This is a genomic window from Pseudomonas sp. NIBRBAC000502773 (genome assembly GCF_006517195.1).
Lineage (GTDB): Bacteria > Pseudomonadota > Gammaproteobacteria > Pseudomonadales > Pseudomonadaceae > Aquipseudomonas > Aquipseudomonas marginalis.
Genome location: NZ_CP041189.1, coordinates 229,450 through 248,318, shown reverse-complemented (window position 1 = coordinate 248,318; position 18,869 = coordinate 229,450). Strand labels below are relative to the sequence as shown.

Sequence of the window (18,869 nt, the reverse complement as noted above, 5' to 3'; positions counted from 1 at the left end):
CGCGCCTAAACAGCGATTTGTTCGAAGCCTTCGTCATTTGCCTTTACACTGCCGCCCCCGAATTTCAGCAAGGATGCGTTGGATGCGTACGCGACTCAGCGGTGTACTCCTCTCCCTGGCCCTGTCCGCTCCCGTCATGGCCGAGCCCCGTTCGTTCTCGGTCAATGACCCCAGCGGTCAATACCTGGTCGAAGTGTTGTTCCCGGAGGTGCCGCAGGACTTGCAGCACCTGGCTCCTGCACTCATCACCCTGCGCGACAAACGCTCCCTCGAAATCCTTCAGCAACTGCAGACTCCGGATGCCCAGGTGCCGCTGGACCAGCAAGGTAAAACCGTGGACTGGCGCCTGATGGGGGAGAACGGCGTGGTGTACTTCGCCGATTTCAACCAGGACGGCCGCCAGGACCTGGCGATCCGCAATGGCACCGGTGCAGATAAGGACTTCCAGTCCAGTTACGACGTGTATCTGCAAGACCCGCACACGTCCCACTGGGTGCTGAATGGCCCCTTGACCGACCTGGCCAACGAGACCTCCGGCGGGATGTTTTCGATCAATCCCGAGGACGGCATTATCCATTCGCAGACCGACCGGGGTTGCTGCTGGACCCGCGCCAGCCGCTATCAGATGCGCGACGGCAAACTGGTGCGACTCAGCGCGTATACCCAGGCGGAAGTGCCGGCGACGGACGATGACGCCAACAACAGCATGCCCAGCGGCTACATGCTGCGCACCACCGGTGAGTGGAAGGACGGCCAGTGGCTGGAAACACCCAGGCTGGAAGGGCCGGTCAACGAAGACCCCGAGTTCCTGGCCGGCACCCTCAACGGCAAGATCCCGGTGCAGCTCTGGTACCAGCAACAGGGCGCGGTGCTGATCGGTGAGGTGCGCTACACCAAAAGCGGCAGCGGCAAGCCGATCAAACTGGTGGGGGATCAGGGTGAATACGGCGACCAGTCGTTTATCTACCTGCACGAATATGCCGATGACGGCCGTCAAACCGGCATCTGGCGCATCACGCGGGAAACCGTCGAACCTTATGACTACGCGGGCACCTGGGTCAGTGGCGCCAAGGGTGACCAGCCCGAGCTGCAGATTCAACTGCACAGGCAGGACCGGGAGCCTGAGTACGACAAACTCGGCGACGTGGCCCGCGATCAGCGCGATGGCCATTACCAGATGCGCGATGACTTCCTCGACCGCGACGGTGACCTGGACCTGAAAATCCTTCCCGAACGCGATGCCCAGGGCCGGGAAGTGGCGGAACTCAGCGTGACGCTCAAAGACACCGGCACCGACAAGATCATCATCACTACGCACCAACGCGTGCCGATGGAAACCGCAAACCTGATCATCGTGCGCGCCCCCCAGGCGCCCCCTCGGGCCGGGCCGTATCACATCCAACTGGTGAAGGGTTTTGCCGTGATCGAGCACAACTCGGCGCCGGACAGCCAGGACTACCTGACCGGGTTTTATCGTAAGCAGCCCTGAGGCTTGGGAGCAATGCTGCCTGAGTGTCGATCCTGGCTCAGGCGGTTAAGCAAATCGGGTATCTTTAGCCATTTCAGCTGCTGGCCTGCCTCAGGCCCCGCGCATAATTGATTGATCAGGGAAGCATGCAATGGCACTCAGGGTGATGGTGATCGGCGGCTACGGCAACTTTGGCAGCATCATTTGCCGGCACCTGGCGGGCGCGCCGGGCATTGAACTGGTGGTCTCGGGCCGCCACCCACACAAGTTGCGGGGCAAAGTCGACGGGTTGAAAACATCCTCCGGCCGCGAGTGCGAAAGCTGGTGCGGCGATGCCATGGCAGCCGGGTTCGCCGGCGTTTTGCAGTCGATGGACATCCAGTTGGTGATCCACACCGGCGGCCCGTTCCAGGGGCAATCCTATGCCGTCGCCCAGCACTGCATCGACGCGGGCGTGAACTACTGCGACCTTTCGGATTGCCGGACCTTCGTCAATGGCGTCGGCGTGCTGGATGCGAAAGCCCGGCAGGCGGGCGTGGCGGTCCTCAGCGGTTGCAGCTCTGTACCGACGTTGTCGTCCGCCATCATCGATCAGTACCGCTATCGCTTCATGCGCATCGACACCATCGAGCATGGCATTTCCTCTTCGGCGAAGATGCCGGGGCTGTCGACCATCGAAGGTGTGCTTGCCTACGCGGGCAAACCGATCAAGCAACTCAAGCAGGGCCAAGTGCACGACGTGCTGGGCTGGCAGGACCTGACCCTGCGCAGGATGCCCCAGCTCGGCACGCGGGTGCTGGCCAATGTGGACGTGCCCGACATGGATATATTCGCCGGCCGTTATGGCGCCCATACCCTGCGCTTCAAGGCCGGTGCGGGGCTCAAGCTGGGCGGCGTCGCCAATTACCTGCTGGCCCAGGCGCTACGCATGGGCATCGTGCGCGACCACCTTGTGTGGGCCGCCAGGCTGCATCGCCTGGGCACCTGGTTCGAACGATTTGGCGATGGCAAAAGCGCGATGTACATCGACGTGCAAGGCCTGGGCATGCAAGGCCAGCCGCTGTCCCTGGCGGTGCAACTCACGGCCCTGGACGACAAGGGACCGGAAATCCCCAGCTGCGCGGCCGTCGCCCTCGCCATCAAAATGGCCCACGGTTACGTGCCTGGACCCGGCGCCCGCCCGTGCGTAGGCGAAATCAGCGTCGACGAATACATGGCCGCCATCAACGAACCGACGAAGCTGAGCCTGGCGGTGCGCTTCTCTGACGGGCAGGCCTGACCGATGCTCTACCTGTGCCTGAAGTACCTGCACATCATCGCGGCGATTTTCCTGTTCGGTTTCGGCATGGGCTCGTACCTTTACCTGATCGCCGCCAGTCGTACCGGCAATCCGCAGGTGATCGCCCATGTGGCGCGCATGGTCGTACGGTTCGACACCTGGATCACCACGCCGGCGGGCGTCATCCAGATCATCACGGGCTTGCTGCTGATCCGGCTGGCCGGGCTGCCGGTGACCACTGAATGGGTACTGACCGCGTTGATCATCTTCCTCTGCGTGGGCTCGCTGTGGTTGCCGGTGCTGGTGCTGCAGAAGCGCTTGCATCGTATGGCCTCTCGGGCGGTCCAGACCGACACGGCACTGGAGGATGGATACCGTGGTGTTTATCGGCAATGGTTCTGGCTGGGCGTTTTCGGGTTCCTGGGGATGTTTGTGATCGTGATGATCATGGTGACGAAGATGACGCCGTGGCAGTTGCTTGGGCTGTTGGTGAGGGCCTGACGCAGCCTCGCCAAGGCTCGACAGCTGCGACGGTCACATACTGCTGGCGATGAGGGGCGGGCCAAACACTTCGCGTATAAATCCCGGGGCGATATACCGCTCGTAATGCGCCTCGGACAGCAGGAAAAACTCCCGGTCAATAGCATCGCGCAAATCCGCCAGGCTGCGCTCGCGAAACTCCGGCAACAACGCCAACCCATAGGCGTCCAGCCTGGAAATCACCCGAGCGCCCCGGGCAATCAGTTGGTACGCCCAGCAATAGGGTGACTGGTGCGGCATAAAGCGAATCTTGCGGTCCTCCAGTTGCTGGCGCAGGCGCTGCGGGTCGGACACCTCCAGCTTGCTGGCCATAACCTGCACCAGCAACTGCTCAAGGCGCAGCCATACCGCCTGTTTTTCCTCGGCGTTGTAGCCATTCCACTGGATCACTTCATGGTGATAACGCTTGCAGCCCCGGCAGACCAGGTCGCCATAAACGGTGGAGCACAGGCCGACGCAGGGGGTCTTGATGGTTTGATTGGGCATAAAAACATCGACAAGTGAAACAACACGGCCCCAGAAAGGGGCCGTTTTTTAATCAATCCCAGCTCAGCGCACCGCCGGTCTGATACTCGATCACACGGGTTTCGAAGAAATTCTTCTCTTTCTTCAAGTCCATGATCTCGCTCATCCACGGGAACGGGTTGGTCGTGCCTGGATACTCTTCCTTCAAGCCAATCTGCGACAAGCGACGGTTAGCGATGAACTTGAGGTAATCCTCCATCATCGCCGCATTCATCCCCAGCACCCCACGCGGCATGGTATCGCGCGCATATTCAATCTCCAGCTGAGTCCCTTGCAGGATCATCTGGGTCGCTTCTTCCTTCATCTCGGCATCCCACAAATGCGGGTTTTCGATCTTGATCTGGTTGATCACATCGATACCGAAGTTCAGGTGCATCGACTCATCGCGCAGGATGTACTGGAACTGCTCGGCAACGCCGGTCATTTTGTTGCGGCGGCCCATGGACAAAATCTGGGTGAAGCCGCAGTAGAAGAAGATGCCTTCCAGCACGCAGTAGTAGGCGACCAGGTTGCGCAGCAGTTCCTTGTCGGTGTCGACGGTGCCGGTTTCGAACTTCGGATCGGAGATCGAGCGGGTGTATTTCAGGCCCCAAGCCGCTTTCTTAGCCACCGATGGAATCTCGTGGTACATGTTGAAGATCTCGCCTTCATCCATGGCCAACGATTCGATGCAGTACTGGTAGGCGTGGGTGTGGATCGCTTCTTCGAAAGCCTGGCGCAGGATGTACTGGCGGCATTCCGGGTTGGTGATCAGGCGGTAGACGGCCAGGACCAGGTTGTTGGCGACCAGGGAGTCGGCGGTGGAGAAGAAGCCGAGGTTGCGCATGACGATGCGGCGTTCGTCGTCGGTGAGGCCTTCGGGGTTTTTCCACAGGGCGATGTCGGCGGTCATGTTGACCTCTTGCGGCATCCAGTGGTTGGCGCAGCCGTCGAGGTACTTTTGCCAGGCCCAGTCGTACTTGAAGGGCACGAGTTGGTTGAGGTCGGCGCGGCAGTTGATCATGCGCTTTTCGTCAACGGCGACGCGGGCGGAGGCGCCTTCGAGTTCGGCGAGGCCTTCGGCGACGTCGAGTTTGTCCAGGGCGGCCTTGGCGCGCACGATGGCGGCGGAGTCACTGGCGGTGACGGCGCGGGCTTCGATGGCGGCAGCGGCGCCGGCACCGTCGAGGCGGTCCATGTTGGCTTCGCTGGCGTGTCCGGCGTTGGCGCCCTTGATCACGGCTGCACCGGTGTCCTCGTTGTCGACTTCATCCCAACTCAGCATTGAAATACTCCCTTCTGTTCTGGTTTGACGGCATGTGAACCCGTCCAAAAAAATACGATTTGCAGGCTGCCAGGCATTGAAATACTGCGCAGAGTGTGGTCGGTGATTACCGATACTGCACACTATGTAGTGGTCTGTTCTGTTTGTGGGCACACTATATGGTGTGTGGGGGGCATGGTCAACGCACAAGATGTGCGGTCCTGGGTCGCTCCCCGGCGCTCATTCGGCTATAAAGCCTGGGTTCATTGGCCTCGCTCGGAATCTCAAGGGAATGAAAAAACTGCTGATCCGCCCAGCCATCCAGGACGACGCTGAAAGCCTCTTCCGGGTGCATAAACACTCTGTCGAACACCTGTGCAAGGCCGACTATGGCACCGAACAGATTGCCATGTGGCTGGACGGACGCTCGCCTGACACGTACCGCGAAGCCATCGCTGCCGGCAACCTTTGGCTGGCGTACACCGACACTGTGCAAGGTTTCGTCGAGGTGGACGGGCATGAGGTCAGCAAGCTGTTCATTCGTGGGGATGCGGCCGGGCAGGGCGTCGGCGCCCGTCTGCTGACCAAAGCGCTGCAGCTTATCGAGGCTGCCGGCCATAGGTGCGCCTACCTCGAAGCCACCCTTACCGCCGAAAAATTCTATGCCGCGTTCGGTTTTCGCAAGATTGGCGAAGGCACCTTCAGCCGTGGCAACAGTGCGATTTCAATCGAGATCATCAAGATGGAACGCGCCTTCCAGTAGTGGCCGGCGTGGGCTGTGGGGCCGACCCCGACGGCTCGGTAACACAGAAGCTCACCGGCGCACGGCCGTCGGGAGTAAACCCGTCTCATGTTAGGGGGCGGGGGAACCCCATCGGCTACAGCCTGCAACAGCGCCGCAAACACCTGCTGCACCCGTGGCTCATCACTGTGGGCCACATTGAAGCGCATCGAGTCGCGGTGCGCCGGGTCATTACCGAACAACGCACCCGGCGCCAGCACCATGCCTTGTTTCAACGCATCCTGGGCAAGTTGCTCGCCGCTTACCCCAGGTGGCAGACGCGCCCAGATAAACATCCCGCCCTCATAGGGCATCGGCAGTTCGCAGCCGCAACGCCGCAGCCACTGTTCGACACGTCCGCCGGCCTCCATCAGGCGCTGGACCATGCGCTTGCGATGCTTGGTGTAGCTGCCTTCGCTGAGCGTGCGGTAGACGATCTGTTCAAGCAGCTCCGAGGTCACGCCGCCACTCATCAGCTTCATATGGGTAAGGTTGGCCGCCAGTTGCGGTGCGGCCACCACATAGCTGACACGGGCGTTGGCGCTGAGGACTTTGGAGAAGCCCGAAAGGTAGGTGACCTGGTCGAGGCCGGCGACAGTGGCCAGGCGCGGCGGTGGGTTGGGGTGCAGGTCGGCGTAGAGGTCATCTTCGATGATATGGCAGTGATACTGCTGGGTCAGTTGCAACAGGCGAAACGCCTGGCTGGGGCTGAAGGAGTGGCCGGTGGGGTTATGCAGCACGCTGGTGGTCAGGTACAGGCTGGGGCGATGTTCGGCCAGCAACTGCTCGAGAACGCTGAAGTCGAAGCCGTCGGGGCGCCGCTCGATGGTCACGATCTTGACCCCGTGCAAGGCCAGGTTGGCGTGGAAGTTGAAATAGCACGGTGCGTCGAGCAGCACCGTGTCGCCGGGCCTGGCGAGCAGGCGCATGAGCATGTCCAGGCCCTGCACGGTGTTGGGGGTGGTGATGATTTGTTCCACCGGCACCGACAAACCATCGGCATGCAGCTTCTGTTGCAGGGCCTGGCGCAAGGGCAGCAGCCCGGCGGGTGTGCCCAGTGCGGCGATGCGCAGCGACGGCGCACGCACGGTGCTGCGCATGGCCTGGCGGAAGGCTTCGTTGTCCAGCCACGCTTCTGGCAAGTGGCCGCCGCCGGGGCGCAGGTCGCCGTAGACCGAGGCGAGGGGGCGGCGCAATACGCTGAGCAGGTCCTGGGGCAGCAGGTCGACCCAGCTCGCCGAGGCCGGGCGCACCCTGTCGACGGCCACGAAGTAGCCACGGCCCTGGCTGGAGGTGAGCAGGTTGCGCCCGCGCAGGCGGTCCAGGGCTTCGTTGAGGGTGAACTTGCTGACGCCCAGGACCTGGGTCAACTCCCGCACCGACGGCAACTTGCTGCCGGGTGCCCATTCGCCGGTCTCGATGAGCTGGCTGAACGCCTCGACGATCTGCTGCACCTTGGGTGTGCCGTTCACAAACGCGATGGCGGGTATAAACATAAACCTTCCTTGTGTTTACCGGTGATTTTACCGGTGAAGTTCGGCCGGATTAGGCCTGACTTTACCTGCCTTATGCAACGCCGCTTGCCTAAACTGCAGGCCTTCTCACCCTGGGTCCAAGGCCATGACCAGCGCATTGACGCTCTCTTCGTATCTCTACTTCCTGCTGTTTTGCACCACCATGACCTTCAGCCCCGGCCCCATGACCCTGCTGCTGTTGAGCCTGGGCTTGAAGAGCGGTTTGCGCAGTTCGATCCCGGCGCAACTCGGTGCCAGTGTGTCGTACCTGATTTCCATCCTGATCTTTGCCGTGGGCTTTTCGGCACTGATCAAGGGCAATCTCGCCATCACCCAGGCCATTCAGTTGGTCGGAGTGGCCTACATTCTCTATCTGGCCTACAAGCAGTGGACCGGCAGCGGCGTGTCGATCGGCAAGGCGGCTGCCGTGGAGAGCTCGCGCAGCCTGTTCGGCAAAGGACTGTTGACCGGCTTTTCCAACCCCAAGACCCTCATCATGTTCAGCGCCGTATTCCCACAGTTCGCCGGGGCAGGGGAGCACCGTTCAGCGGTGGATATCGCCATCCTCGGGGCGACCTTCCTGGTGCTGCAATTTGCCAGCGGTTGCCTGTATTGCTACTTCGGCCAGCGCATCAAGCATGTGCTGGAAAACCCCCAGCGCCGTGTGGTGTTGCAGCGGATCACGGCGGTACTGCTGCTGGGTGTGGCATTGATGCTGGCCCGCGGTTTTCCCCACTGAATGGTTTGGATGGGGAATGAGCAGTAGTGGCGAATTGCTGGCGCCCTGATAGACTCCAGGCATTCATCCAGGATTACAGCCCTCCATGCCAGCCGTCGGAGGAAAAGGACTTCCGCTCGCTACCCGTTTGTATAAATCCCGCACCTTGGGGCTGACGCTCGGTTTTGTGTGCGTGGTGTTTGGCATGTATCCGCTGGATCCGGCGCCATGGGTGTGGGCCTGGATGGTGATCAACGCCTTTGTCTGGCCGGTCGTGGCCTTTCAGCGCTCGTTGCGGACTACCCATACGCTGCGCAGTGAGCGCCGCAATTTGCTGTTCGATTCGTTTTGCGGCGGTTTCTGGGTCGCGGCCATGCACTTCAACCCACTACCCGGTGTGACGACCCTGTCGATGATGACCATGAACAACGTCGCCATCGGCGGTCCGCGCTTCATGCTGGCGGGCTGGGTGGCGCAGGCGCTGGGCATCGGCACGTCGCTGTTGATATTCACCCCGGCCTTTATCGCCACGACCACCCCGGTCCAACTCTATGCCTGCCTGCCGATTCTGATGGTGTACCCGCTGGCGCTGGGTTGGATCTGTTACCGCCAGGCGGTGACCCTGGCCCGGCACAAACGCGAATTGCTGGCGCTGAGTCGCACCGACAGCCTGACCGGCCTGCTCAACCATGGCGCGTGGAAAGACCACCTGGAGATCGAGTTCCAACGTTGCTGCCGCGAACAGCAAGGGGCCGCGATTGCGTTGATCGACATCGACCACTTCAAGCTTATCAACGACACCTATGGCCACGTCACCGGCGACATCGTGCTGCGCCAGCTCGGCAAAGTGCTGCGCCAGAACCTGCGCGCCACTGACCTGGCCGGGCGCTATGGCGGCGATGAATTCTGCGTGATCCTGCCGGGCATGCCGCTCAACCGCGCCACCGAAGTGATGGATGCGTTGCGCGATCGCTTCAACGCGTTGGCCTACGCCCAGGACCCTTCATTGCGCGCCAGCTTGAGCATCGGCCTGGCGCCGTATCAACCAGGGCACGTCGACTCGACCCGTTGGCTCAATGAGGCAGACCTGGCGCTGTATGAAGCCAAGAGCAGCGGGCGCAACCGGGTCAGTTCGGTGCAAGGCACTTGGTTGCGGTCGGTCTAGTGGGGTAGGGTGAGGCGGCACCCCAACAAAAAACAAGGATCGGTTCATGCCCTTCACCTTCCCGCGTACTTTCCTGGCCGCTACGTTGGCCTTGTCTTTTGCAGTCCCGGCCTACAGCGCCGAACCCCACAAACAGATCCAGGCGGATGCCGAGCAGTACAAGGCCCCGGCCTTGAAACTGCTGGAGCGCCTGGTGAATATCGATTCGGGTTCCGGCTACGGGCCAGGCCTGACCCAGGTGAGTGACATCACCGTCGATGAACTCAAACAGCTGGGCTTCACCATCGAGCGCGTGCCGGATACCACCGCCAACAGCAGCCATGTGATCGCCACCCTCAAGGGCAACGGCAAGGCCAAAATCCTGCTGATGGCCCACATGGACACCGTGTTCAAGGAAGGCTCGGCGGCCGAACGGCCGTTTCACATCAAGGATGGCCGCGCCTATGGCCCCGGGGTGATGGATGACAAGGGAGGCATCGTCGCCGGCATCTACGCGCTCAAAGTCCTGAAGAACCAAGGGTTCAAGGACTACGCACAAATTACCTTCCTGCTCGATGCCAGCGAAGAAACCGGTTCCGACATCGCCTCTGAACTGATCCGCAACACCGCCAAGGCCCACGACGTCACGCTGAACCTGGAACCTGGCCGCCCAGCCGACGGCCTGGTGGTGTGGCGTAAAGGCAGTGCCACCGCCGTGGTCGAAGTCAAAGGCAAAGCCGCCCACGCCGGCGTCGCCCCGGAGCTGGGACGCAACGCCGCCATGGAAGCCGCGCACCAGATTCTGCAACTGGGCAAACTCGGCGATGAAGACAAGAAGACCACCATCAACTTCACCGTGATCAACGCGGGCGACCGCACCAACGTCATCCCCGACCAAGCCACGGCCAAGGCCGACGTGCGTGCGGCATTGCCGGAAGAGTTCGACCGGATCGAGAAGGACTTGGTGCGGGTCTCCGCCAACAAATTGATCCCGGAAACCGAAGTGACCACCAGCCTGAAACGCGGCCTGCCGCCCATGCCGCAGACGCCGGAGTCGGACAAGCTGGTGGCGATTGCCCAGGGGATTTATGGGGAGCTGGGTAAAAAGTTGACCATTGAAGGCAGCGGCGGCGCGGCGGATGCCAGTTTGTCGGCCGGGGTGGGGACGCCGACGTTGGATGGGTTTGGGATAGTGGGGGGGAATATTCATACACCGCAGGAGTATGCGGAGGTGGAGAGCGTGGCACCGCGGATTTACTTGTTAAGTCGGATGATTATGGAACTGAGTAAACGCTGATCAGGCTGGGAGGCTCACCCATTCAATTTGGCTGAGCCTTCATTCCTTGTGGTGAGCAGGCTTGCCCTGCGTGGACTGCGCAGCAGGCCAAAATATTAATAGCAAAGATCGTTATACGGCTGTTTTTTAAGTTGAATATTGGTTTTTTTGTAGGTGTTCATCAAACTTTCGAACTATGTGATTTAGCCATAACGGGCCTGAGGCCCATTGGTGTGGATAGTAGTAATAGCAATGCTGTATATGCAGTAAATTTTCTTGAAGGTCTGGCTCATTGGTATACGAATTTATCAGCTCTAAAATTTCCTGTTTTACTGTCATGATTATTTCTCTAGGCGAGTCCATTAGAAATGCATCAATGACATCATCGGCAGATGAATGATCTTCCGCCCAATCCTGATTAAAGTAAGCACCAAAAAATTGTTGTAGCTCTGTTAATAGTTCATTCATTTTTCTGGGTATCCTGTTAGCAATAGGTAGCCATCTGGCATTTTAGGAGCTCGTTTTATGACTAATAGGAACTTATAAACAGGTACGGATTTTGTTGCTCCATTTAGCATGCTTACCCCTACGGGTTGACTTGAGCTGCCTTTAATTAAGAGTTTTTCTTTGTTTCCACTTAAAAATGTAGTTATTTCTTGCTGGTGTGCAGTCAAGCTTTTGGACACTATAGCCTCAGCCTCTTCTAGAGTTTTGAAGGTGGATGAGGCTGGGATGTGCGGTTCTGATTCAAATCTTGCCGCTAACTGTTCGTCTGTTCGACCGACATGTTTTTCAATCAGGTGTCCTCCAGCCTTCTCGTGAGTAGTTAATACTCCAGGAGATGCTTTTTTTGTTAAATCGTTTTTTGAATCCGGGCAATTTCCAATCTTACAGCTTAACCCTAACGGATCCACCCACCCCGTCGGATTGGGCACGTACTGGTACGCGTTGATCCCACCCGCCAACTTCATCGGATCAGGCGTCAGGTAACACCCAATATCCGGATTGTAGTAGCGATGGCGGTTGTAGTGCAGTCTGCTTTCCTGATCGAAGTACTGACCCTGAAAACGTAGCGGGTTGTCGATTGTGCCTTTGTCGAGTCGGCTGATCTGGCCGTAGGCGCGGTAGTGGGCGGACCAGACGATTTCGCCCTCTGGGTCTGTCAGTTCCTGGGGCGTGCCGAGGTGATCAAGTTGGTAGTGGAAGGCTTTGGTGTTTTTTGGGCCGAAGCCTTCCAGCAGTGCCAGCGGACGGAAACTGTCGGGTTCATAGAGATAGCTGCGATGGCGATCCGCATGGTGCTCGGCAATCAGCTTGTCGCCTTGCCAGAAAAACTCCGTGGTGATGCCGTCCACGGTTTTGCTGATACGCCGCCCAAACGGGTCGTAGCGATAGCTCGCGGTTTGGCCGTTGGGCTGGGTAATGCCGATCAGCCGGTGCTGGCAGTCGTAGCGGTATTCGGTGACGAGTTGATGGCCTTTGCCGCGCCGCACGCGGATGAGGTTGCCGAAGGCGTCATAGTCGTAGTGGCGGTCGCCCTGGATCATCAGGCGGTTGCCGGCAACGATGTCGGGGCCGGGGCGGTCTTGCATCAGCAGGGTGCCGGCCGGGGTGTGGCCGAAGCGTTCCTGCAGGTCTTGGGAGTGGTCGGCGCGGGTGAGACGGCCTAGTGGGTCGTAGTGGTAGTGGTGTTCGCCTTTGCGCGTGTCGAGCAGGCGGGTGAGGTTGCCGGATTTGTCGTAGTCGTATTGACGTCGGTACAGCGCGCCTTCGCTGTCACAGATACCGTGGTTGAACAGGCGGCCCTGTTCGTCGTGTTGGTAGCTGCTGAGCAGTTTCCCCTGGGCGCGTTGGTGTTCACGGCCGGTCCTGAACAGATGAGACGTTAGCAGCGTGCCATTTAACGCGACGCTGGCGAGGTGGCCGCCTTTCGCATGATTAAAAACCAGCCGGTTGTTATCGGGCAGGCGCAGGTGTTGAAGCTGGCCGCAGGCGTCGTAGCCGTAGCGCAAGGTGCCCCAGCCCTGGTGCTCGGCGGTGAGGCGGTTTTGTGGGTCGTATTCGTAGGCCAGCGCCCAGTGGCCGTCATCGACGCTGAGGAGGTTGCCCTGGCGGTCGTAGGCATATTCAACAAGGCTATCGTCTGGCAGGGTTTTTCTGACGAGGCGTCCGGCGTGATCGCGCTCATAACGAGTAACGAGATGACTGCCGTCGTCACCGTATTCGGTCTTTTCCAGCAGGTTGCCGTTGAGGTCGTAGACGTAGGCGGTGCGCTGCCCGTCAAAGCCGATTTCCTGCTGGATCAGGCCGTTGGGGTGATAAGCAAGTCGGTAGGTCTCGCCAACCTCGTTTTCGATCTCGGTCAGCAGTAATCGCGCATTGTCGTAGCGGTACTTGACCTGGCTACCGTCGGCGTTGATACGGCAGCTGATCAGGTGCAGGCCGTTGGCGTATTCGTAGCGGGTGAGATGCCCCAGCTCATCGCGTTCGGCAGTGATTTTTCCGTAGGGGTTGTAGCTGTATTCCCGACATGCCCCACCGGGCAGCACCACGCGAACCAAGCGACCCACGCTGTCCCACTGATACTGGGTCAGCGCGCCATGCTCATCCTCGCGCGCCACCTGCCGGCCAAGATCGTCATAGCGATAACGCTTGATCCCGCCATTGGGCAACTGCTCCTCAACCAGTTGCCCCCGCTCATTCCACACCAGTCGCTGACAACTGTGATCCGGGTACCAAACCCCAACCAGTTGCCCGTATTGGTCGTAGCTGTAATCCGTAACATGACCATCGGGATCGATCTTGCGGATGACATCGCCCTGGTCATTGCGCTCGTACTTCCAGACCGCCTCACCACGGCGCATAACCCGTACGAAACCATTGTCATGCTCGTAGGACGTCGGCTCATCATCCCCGGGAAACAACGCCACCAAACGTCCGGCTTCGTCGTACTGATACGCCGTCACCGCCCCCAGCGGATCCTGCTCAACCGTCAGTCGGCCTTTGGCATCGTAGGATTTGAAATGCTGGGCACCGTCCGGATCAATCCGCTGCACCAGCCGCGCCCGGTCGTCATGGACGTACACTTCCTGGCTGCCATCGGCGTTATGCAGCGTGACCCGACCGTCGTCCCCCCAGGCATACCGCGTGTCCATCTGCGAAAAACTGGCCCAATGCCGCACACATCGCGCGGCCTTGCCAGCCCGTTCCCACGCCCAGAAGAAACTCGCCCCACCGGCCAGCCCACGCTCAAGAATCACGTGCTGCTCGTCGTAGCGATAAACCTCGCTTTCGCCGACCGCATTGGTCGCCGAAACCAACCGTCCCAGGTCGTCATAGTCGTAGGAAACAACGTTCTGCTCGGTCACCCACTCGAAGGGTTCATGCCCCTTGGCGCGCTGGACCTGATAGTCCACCGCGACGATGTGGCCAAATGCATAGCGCAGGAACAGCGAACGCCCGACACCGTTATCCAGCCGCTCAATGCGCCCCAAATAATCCCGAGAAATCCGCAGCCGGTTGTCATACGCATCGCTGATGGAGGCCAACACCCCGTCGCGAAAGTGATAGAACCGTGATGCCTGGGCCAGCACCAGTTCATCCGGCGACGCGCCCAGATAGACCGCGGCTTCGGCCAGGCTATTGGTGATGGCAGGTCGAGCAACAGTCGGCAGTGGAAACCCAATCGAGCGATTCTCATGGTCCGTCCACACCACCGAATCGCCCGACACATCAAGCCGATGCGCCAGCGAATGACTCCAGCCAAACCCCAACCCGCCATCCACTTCCACCGCACTGGTGCGATACAGCCGGGTCCACTCGAACGGCAAGATCCCATCCAACGTGCCGTCGGTGAGGGTGAGCAATTCCTCCCCGGTAACCATCGACACGGGGCAGCCGTTGGTGACGGTCTTATCCGAAGCCGCCGCCGCATCCCCGTTCGGGTTTTTCCCTGAAACCGGCACATCATCGACAGGCTCCTGCCTGACCAACACCGTCTGCCGAGTCTTCCTGCGAACCGCCGGCACGGGGTTCGAAACCACATGCTCCCCAGCCTTCAACGGCGCCACCGGAATGGTTTTGATCGACGTTTCAGGGCCACCCAGCAGAACCGGTTTGGCGAGCTCGACATGCTCATCCATGGGCGATTTTCCGAACTGCCCCGCCATGCGCTCCACCCATCGGCGCGCACGTTGAGACTTGATGCCGCCCAGCACGTTGGTACTTATTCGCACCGCCATCCCCATCCCGGCAGTGGCGAGGCACAGCAACAAGTTGATCAATACATCGGCGCTGATTTCCCCGAGCAACTCGTTCATATAGGGCGGCGGCAACAGGCGCATCCAGCTGACCATTGCCGACAGATGGATGAACAGCAGCGGCTCGTCGCTGAGCACCAACAAGCCCTTGGCGAGGGTGTCGGCGCCGAGGCTCAGCAGCTTTTCAAGTTCGTCCGCTGACAGGTAATGCAGCAGTTGTTCGGCATAGGCCAACGGGTCGCCAAGCCACTGAAACAGCTGCTTGACAGTGTCCCAGAGCGAGTAAAGCGCTTCGCCGAAGCCGCGGGCATAGGCTTGATGCAGGGCGAGGTAGCGCTTGGGGAAGCTGGCTTCGGAGTAACCCTTCCACAACGGTTCGAAGGTGGTCTCCCATTCACCGCGCAACCAACCGTCCAGCGGGGCGATAACCGACTGATAAGAGGCATACAGCGCCTTGAAATGGTCTTTGGAGACGTTGGGGTAGAAGCTGACCCGGTACTGCTGGTTGCGATCACACTCGGTGATTTCGAGGATGCCGCTGGGGCCGATGGTCTTGTGGATCGGCTCGCCCAGGGGGCCGCCCTCTGGATCGATGCGCTGCACCATCACGGGCGTATTGCCAATGGGCACGAACCGAGCGCTCTGGAACATATGCACCAGGGTCAACGTGCCGTTTGCCTGGCACGTTGCGGTCGTGCTGCTGGGAAGGATGGCGCGGTTGATCGGCGCGACGAGCGCCACGTCATCCCCGACTTTGAAGATCTGTTCGATATCCAGGGCCGAAAAGCTAAAGAAGCTTTCCGCCCAGGTCTCGTAGGTATTGAGGCAGCGCCCGAAGTCGCTGAGAACGGATTCGATGTCTCGCGTCTTTGAATCCATGGCGGCCAGCACCAGGTAGCCAATGGCTTGGCGGGTCACCTCGATCATGAAACAGCCCCTTCAACCGGGGCTTTAACGAAAACCACCATCTGCAATCCCTCGCACTGTGTATTCAGGCGAGGGACTTTGCAGCGGTTTTCAGGGCAGGGGAGTAGTGCTTATCCGGCGCTTACGTGGGGCGTTTCGACAATTTTTGTCTTCTCTCGCCCCAGCACCAGGCTGCACAGCGCCGGCAGAAATAACAGCGTCAACACCGTGCCCACCAGCACCCCGCCAATCAGCACGAATGCCAGGGACGACCAGAACACCGACAACGTCAGCGGAATAAACGCCAGCGCCGCCGCCAGCGCGGTCAATATCACCGGCCGCGCGCGCCGCACCGTGGCCTCGACAATCGCCGCGTGGATCGCCATGCCATGCTCCTGGTTCTGGCGGATCTGGTCGGTAAAGATCAACGTGTTGCGCATCAGGATCCCGCCGATCCCGATCAAGCCCAGGATCGCGTTGAACCCGAACGGCTGGTTGAACAGCAGCAAGGTCGGCACCGCGCCAATCAAGCCCAGCGGCGCGGTGGCGAAGACCATGAACATCACGCCGAAGGAACGCACCTGGAACATGATCACCGTGAGGGTCAGCAGGATCATGATCGGGAACAGCGCCGCCAGCGCCACATTGGCCTTGGCGCTTTCTTCCACCGGGCCGCCGATGTCGATCCGGTAACCGGCCGGCAGCCGGGCGATCAGCGGTTGCAGGTCTTTGTACACGGCCATTTCCACGTCGGGCGGTTGCACGCCGTCGATGATGTCGGCGCGTACTTCCACGGTGCTCGCGCGGTTGCGGCGCTTGAGGATCGGTTCTTCCATCACCGCCTGGAACTGCCCGACCTGGGCCAGGGGCACCGACGTGCCGGCGCTGTTGGTCAGGGTCATGTTGTTGAGGTTACCGAGGTTCTCGCGCTGGTTGCCCTGGGCGCGGGCGACCACGGACACGGTGCGGTTGCCCTCACGCACTTCGGTGATCGGGTTGCCGCTGAGCAAGGCGTTGAGCTGGGATTTGACCTCGTTGGGGGTAAAGCCCAGCAGGCGCAGGCGGTCTTGATCCAGCACCAGGCGATAACCGCTGGTGCGCTCGCCCCAATCGAGAAAGGCGTCCTTGGTCAGCGTGTTGGCGGCAACGACCTTGCGCACGTCCTCGGACACGCCGCGCAGCACCTCCACATTCGGGCCGGACACGCGGAACACCACCGGGAAGGGCACCGGCGGGCCGAACAGCAATTGGGTGACGCGCACCCGCGCCGCTGGAAACTCACCGGCCGCAATTCGCTCACGCATGCGCAGCTTCAAGGCGTCGCGGGCGTGAGAGTCCGGCGTCTGCACGATCAGCTTGGCAAACGCCGGGTCCGGCATTTCGGGGTTCAGCGACAGGAAGAAACGCGGTGCACCACCGCCCACATAGGTGTCGACCATGCTGGTCTGCGGCTCTTGCAGCAGCGCCTTTTCCAACTGCGCCGCCACCGCCTCGGTGCTCTTGAAGGCACTGCCGGGCGGCATATACACCTCAAGAATCAGCTCGGACCGGTCGGAGTTGGGGAAGAATTGTTTCTTCACCACGGCCATGCCCAGTACGCACAGTACAAAGGCAGCGATCACCAACCCGGTCACCAGCCAACGCCTGCGTACGCAGGCTTCGACCAAATCACGCAGCTTCTGGTAATAGCGCCCGGCATAAATCGCCTCGTGGCCGCCGGGCACCGGCTTGATCTGCGGCAGCAACTTCACACCCAGGTACGGCGTGAACACCACCGCCACCAGCCAGGACGAGATCAGCGCAAAGCCGACGATCCAGAAGATATTGCCGGCGTATTCCCCGGCACCGGACCGTGCAAACCCCACCGGCAGAAAGCCGATGATCGTCACCAGCGTACCGGTAAGCATCGGTGCCGCCGTGGAACTCCAGGCGAAGGTGGCCGCATGAATCCGGTCAAAACCTTCCTCCAGTTTCACCACCATCATTTCAATGGCGATGATGGCGTCATCCACCAGCAGGCCCAGGGAAATGATCAGCGCGCCCAGGGTAATGCGGTCGAACTCACGCCCGGTGAGCAGCATGATCACAAACACCACCGACAAGGTCAGCGGCACCGCCGCCGCCACCACCAGGCCGACGCGAAAGCCCAACGCCAACAGGCTGATGATCATCACCACCGCCAGGGCGACGAAGAATTTGAGCATGAATTCATTGACCGCCAGGCTGATGTTTTTCGCCTGGTCGGAGACTTTGGCGAAGTTCACGCCCAACGGCAGGTCCGCCTGGATCCGGGCTTCCTCGGCCTTGAGGCTTTTGTCCAGTTCCAGACCGTTCCAGTGCTTTTCCATGATCACGCCGAGCATCAGCGCCGGGTCGCCCTGGTGGCGGATGCGGTAGTTGGGCGGGTCTTCATAACCGCGGCTGACGCTGGCCACATCGGCAATGCGCAGCACGCGACCGTTGACTTCCAGGGGCACGTTTTCGATCAGCGCCAGGCTGTCGAAGGCACCGTCGATACGAATATAGGCGCGCGCGCCTGCGGTTTCGACAAAACCTGACGGGGCCACGGCGTTCTGCGCGGCGAGGGCGGCGAAGATCTGCTCCGGTTTGATCCCCAGGGTCGCCAGGCGCTCATAGGAGAACTCGACAAAAATCCGCTGCGCCTGCTCGCCGAGGATATTGACCTTCTTCACCCCCGGCAGGTTGAGCAGGCCCTGGCGCAATTCCTCGGCCATCTGCACCTGTTGCCGATGGGGCAAGTGCTCGGCCTCCAGGGCGTACAGGGCGAAGTACACATCGGAATATTCATCGTTGAAGAACGGCCCGATCACCCCGTTGGGCAGCCTCGCGGCTTCATCGCTGAGTTTTTTGCGCGTCTGGTAGAACAGCTCCTGGATTTCGCTGGGGCGCGTGGACTCCTTGTAGGTCATGCGCATCGACACAAAGCCCGGCTGGGCGATGGTCTCGACGCGGTCGTAGTAGTCCAGTTCCTGCAGGCGCTTCTCCAGGCGGTCGGCCACCTGCTCCTGCATCTCCTGGGCAGTGGCGCCGGGCCAGGCGGCGGTAATGGTCATGACCTTGACGGTAAACGAGGGGTCTTCGGCGCGTCCCAGTTTGCCGAACGAGAAGATCCCGGCGGCGAGGATCGCAATGATCAAAAACAGCGTGACTGCGCGGTGCTTGACCGCCAGTTCCGAGAGGTTGATGCCGCGCATG

13 protein-coding genes are annotated in these 18,869 nt (G+C 60.4%); 7 read left to right on the top strand and 6 right to left on the bottom strand.

From position 1 onward, the window contains the following. Positions 1-82 precede the first annotated feature (82 nt). From NIBR502773_RS00995 to NIBR502773_RS00985, 3 genes are all read left to right on the top strand, one after another. Positions 83-1,489 (top strand): hypothetical protein, encoded by a 1,407-nt coding sequence (locus tag NIBR502773_RS00995; protein ID WP_141155106.1) that lies wholly within the window; start codon positions 83-85, stop codon positions 1,487-1,489. A 130-nt stretch (positions 1,490-1,619) separates the two neighbouring features. After that, positions 1,620-2,747 (top strand): saccharopine dehydrogenase family protein, encoded by a 1,128-nt coding sequence (locus NIBR502773_RS00990; protein WP_141155105.1) that lies wholly within the window; start codon positions 1,620-1,622, stop codon positions 2,745-2,747. 3 nt (positions 2,748-2,750) lie between these two features. Beyond that, positions 2,751-3,248 (top strand): DUF2269 domain-containing protein, encoded by a 498-nt coding sequence (locus tag NIBR502773_RS00985; protein ID WP_115488336.1) that lies wholly within the window; start codon positions 2,751-2,753, stop codon positions 3,246-3,248. 33 nt (positions 3,249-3,281) lie between these two features. Here NIBR502773_RS00985 and NIBR502773_RS00980 read toward each other — a convergent pair whose 3' ends face one another. Both NIBR502773_RS00980 and NIBR502773_RS00975 read right to left on the bottom strand, forming a co-directional pair. Continuing rightward, on the bottom strand, positions 3,282-3,773 hold the full coding sequence (locus tag NIBR502773_RS00980) for a DUF1289 domain-containing protein (protein WP_065942129.1): 492 nt from the start codon (positions 3,771-3,773) through the stop codon (positions 3,282-3,284). A gap of 52 nt (positions 3,774-3,825) precedes the next feature. Next, positions 3,826-5,076 carry a ribonucleotide-diphosphate reductase subunit beta gene (locus NIBR502773_RS00975; protein WP_046067981.1) on the bottom strand — a complete coding sequence of 417 codons (1,251 nt, stop codon included), beginning with the start codon at positions 5,074-5,076 and terminating at the stop codon, positions 3,826-3,828. Positions 5,077-5,347: 271 nt separating this feature from the next. On the opposite strand from NIBR502773_RS00975, the gene NIBR502773_RS00970 reads away from it, so the two are divergent. Next, on the top strand, positions 5,348-5,818 hold the full coding sequence (locus NIBR502773_RS00970; RefSeq protein WP_141155104.1) for a GNAT family N-acetyltransferase: 471 nt from the start codon (positions 5,348-5,350) through the stop codon (positions 5,816-5,818). Here NIBR502773_RS00970 and NIBR502773_RS00965 read toward each other — a convergent pair. Then, positions 5,716-7,332, bottom strand: coding sequence for a PLP-dependent aminotransferase family protein (locus NIBR502773_RS00965; RefSeq protein WP_257228104.1), 1,617 nt, complete (start codon positions 7,330-7,332; stop codon positions 5,716-5,718). The two genes, NIBR502773_RS00970 and NIBR502773_RS00965, sit on opposite strands and share 103 nt — an antisense overlap. Positions 7,333-7,456: 124 nt before the next feature. Between NIBR502773_RS00965 and NIBR502773_RS00960 the strand changes: the two genes are divergently transcribed. From NIBR502773_RS00960 to NIBR502773_RS00950, 3 genes are all read left to right on the top strand, one after another. Beyond that, positions 7,457-8,089: a LysE family translocator gene (locus NIBR502773_RS00960; RefSeq protein ID WP_141155103.1), complete on the top strand. Its 633-nt coding sequence runs from the start codon at positions 7,457-7,459 to the stop codon at positions 8,087-8,089. Positions 8,090-8,174: 85 nt separating this feature from the next. After that, the gene (locus NIBR502773_RS00955) at positions 8,175-9,233 is read left to right on the top strand and encodes a diguanylate cyclase (RefSeq protein ID WP_141155102.1); all 1,059 of its coding nucleotides are present in this window, start codon (positions 8,175-8,177) and stop codon (positions 9,231-9,233) included. Between the two features lie 46 nt (positions 9,234-9,279). Continuing rightward, complete coding sequence (locus NIBR502773_RS00950) at positions 9,280-10,509, top strand: M20/M25/M40 family metallo-hydrolase (RefSeq protein ID WP_141155101.1); 1,230 nt, start codon at positions 9,280-9,282, stop codon at positions 10,507-10,509. 126 nt (positions 10,510-10,635) lie between these two features. On the opposite strand, the gene NIBR502773_RS00945 is transcribed toward NIBR502773_RS00950, so the two are convergent. The 3 genes from NIBR502773_RS00945 to NIBR502773_RS00935 form a co-directional block, all read right to left on the bottom strand. After that, positions 10,636-10,956: a contact-dependent growth inhibition system immunity protein gene (locus NIBR502773_RS00945; RefSeq protein WP_141155100.1), complete on the bottom strand. Its 321-nt coding sequence runs from the start codon at positions 10,954-10,956 to the stop codon at positions 10,636-10,638. After that, positions 10,953-15,674, bottom strand: coding sequence for an RNase A-like domain-containing protein (locus NIBR502773_RS00940; RefSeq protein ID WP_141155099.1), 4,722 nt, complete (start codon positions 15,672-15,674; stop codon positions 10,953-10,955). Before NIBR502773_RS00940 ends, NIBR502773_RS00945 begins: the two co-directional genes overlap by 4 nt. 110 nt (positions 15,675-15,784) lie before the next feature. After that, entirely contained in the window at positions 15,785-18,868 is a 3,084-nt protein-coding gene (locus NIBR502773_RS00935; RefSeq protein ID WP_141155098.1) for an efflux RND transporter permease subunit, read from the bottom strand. Position 18,869: the final 1 nt, after the last annotated feature.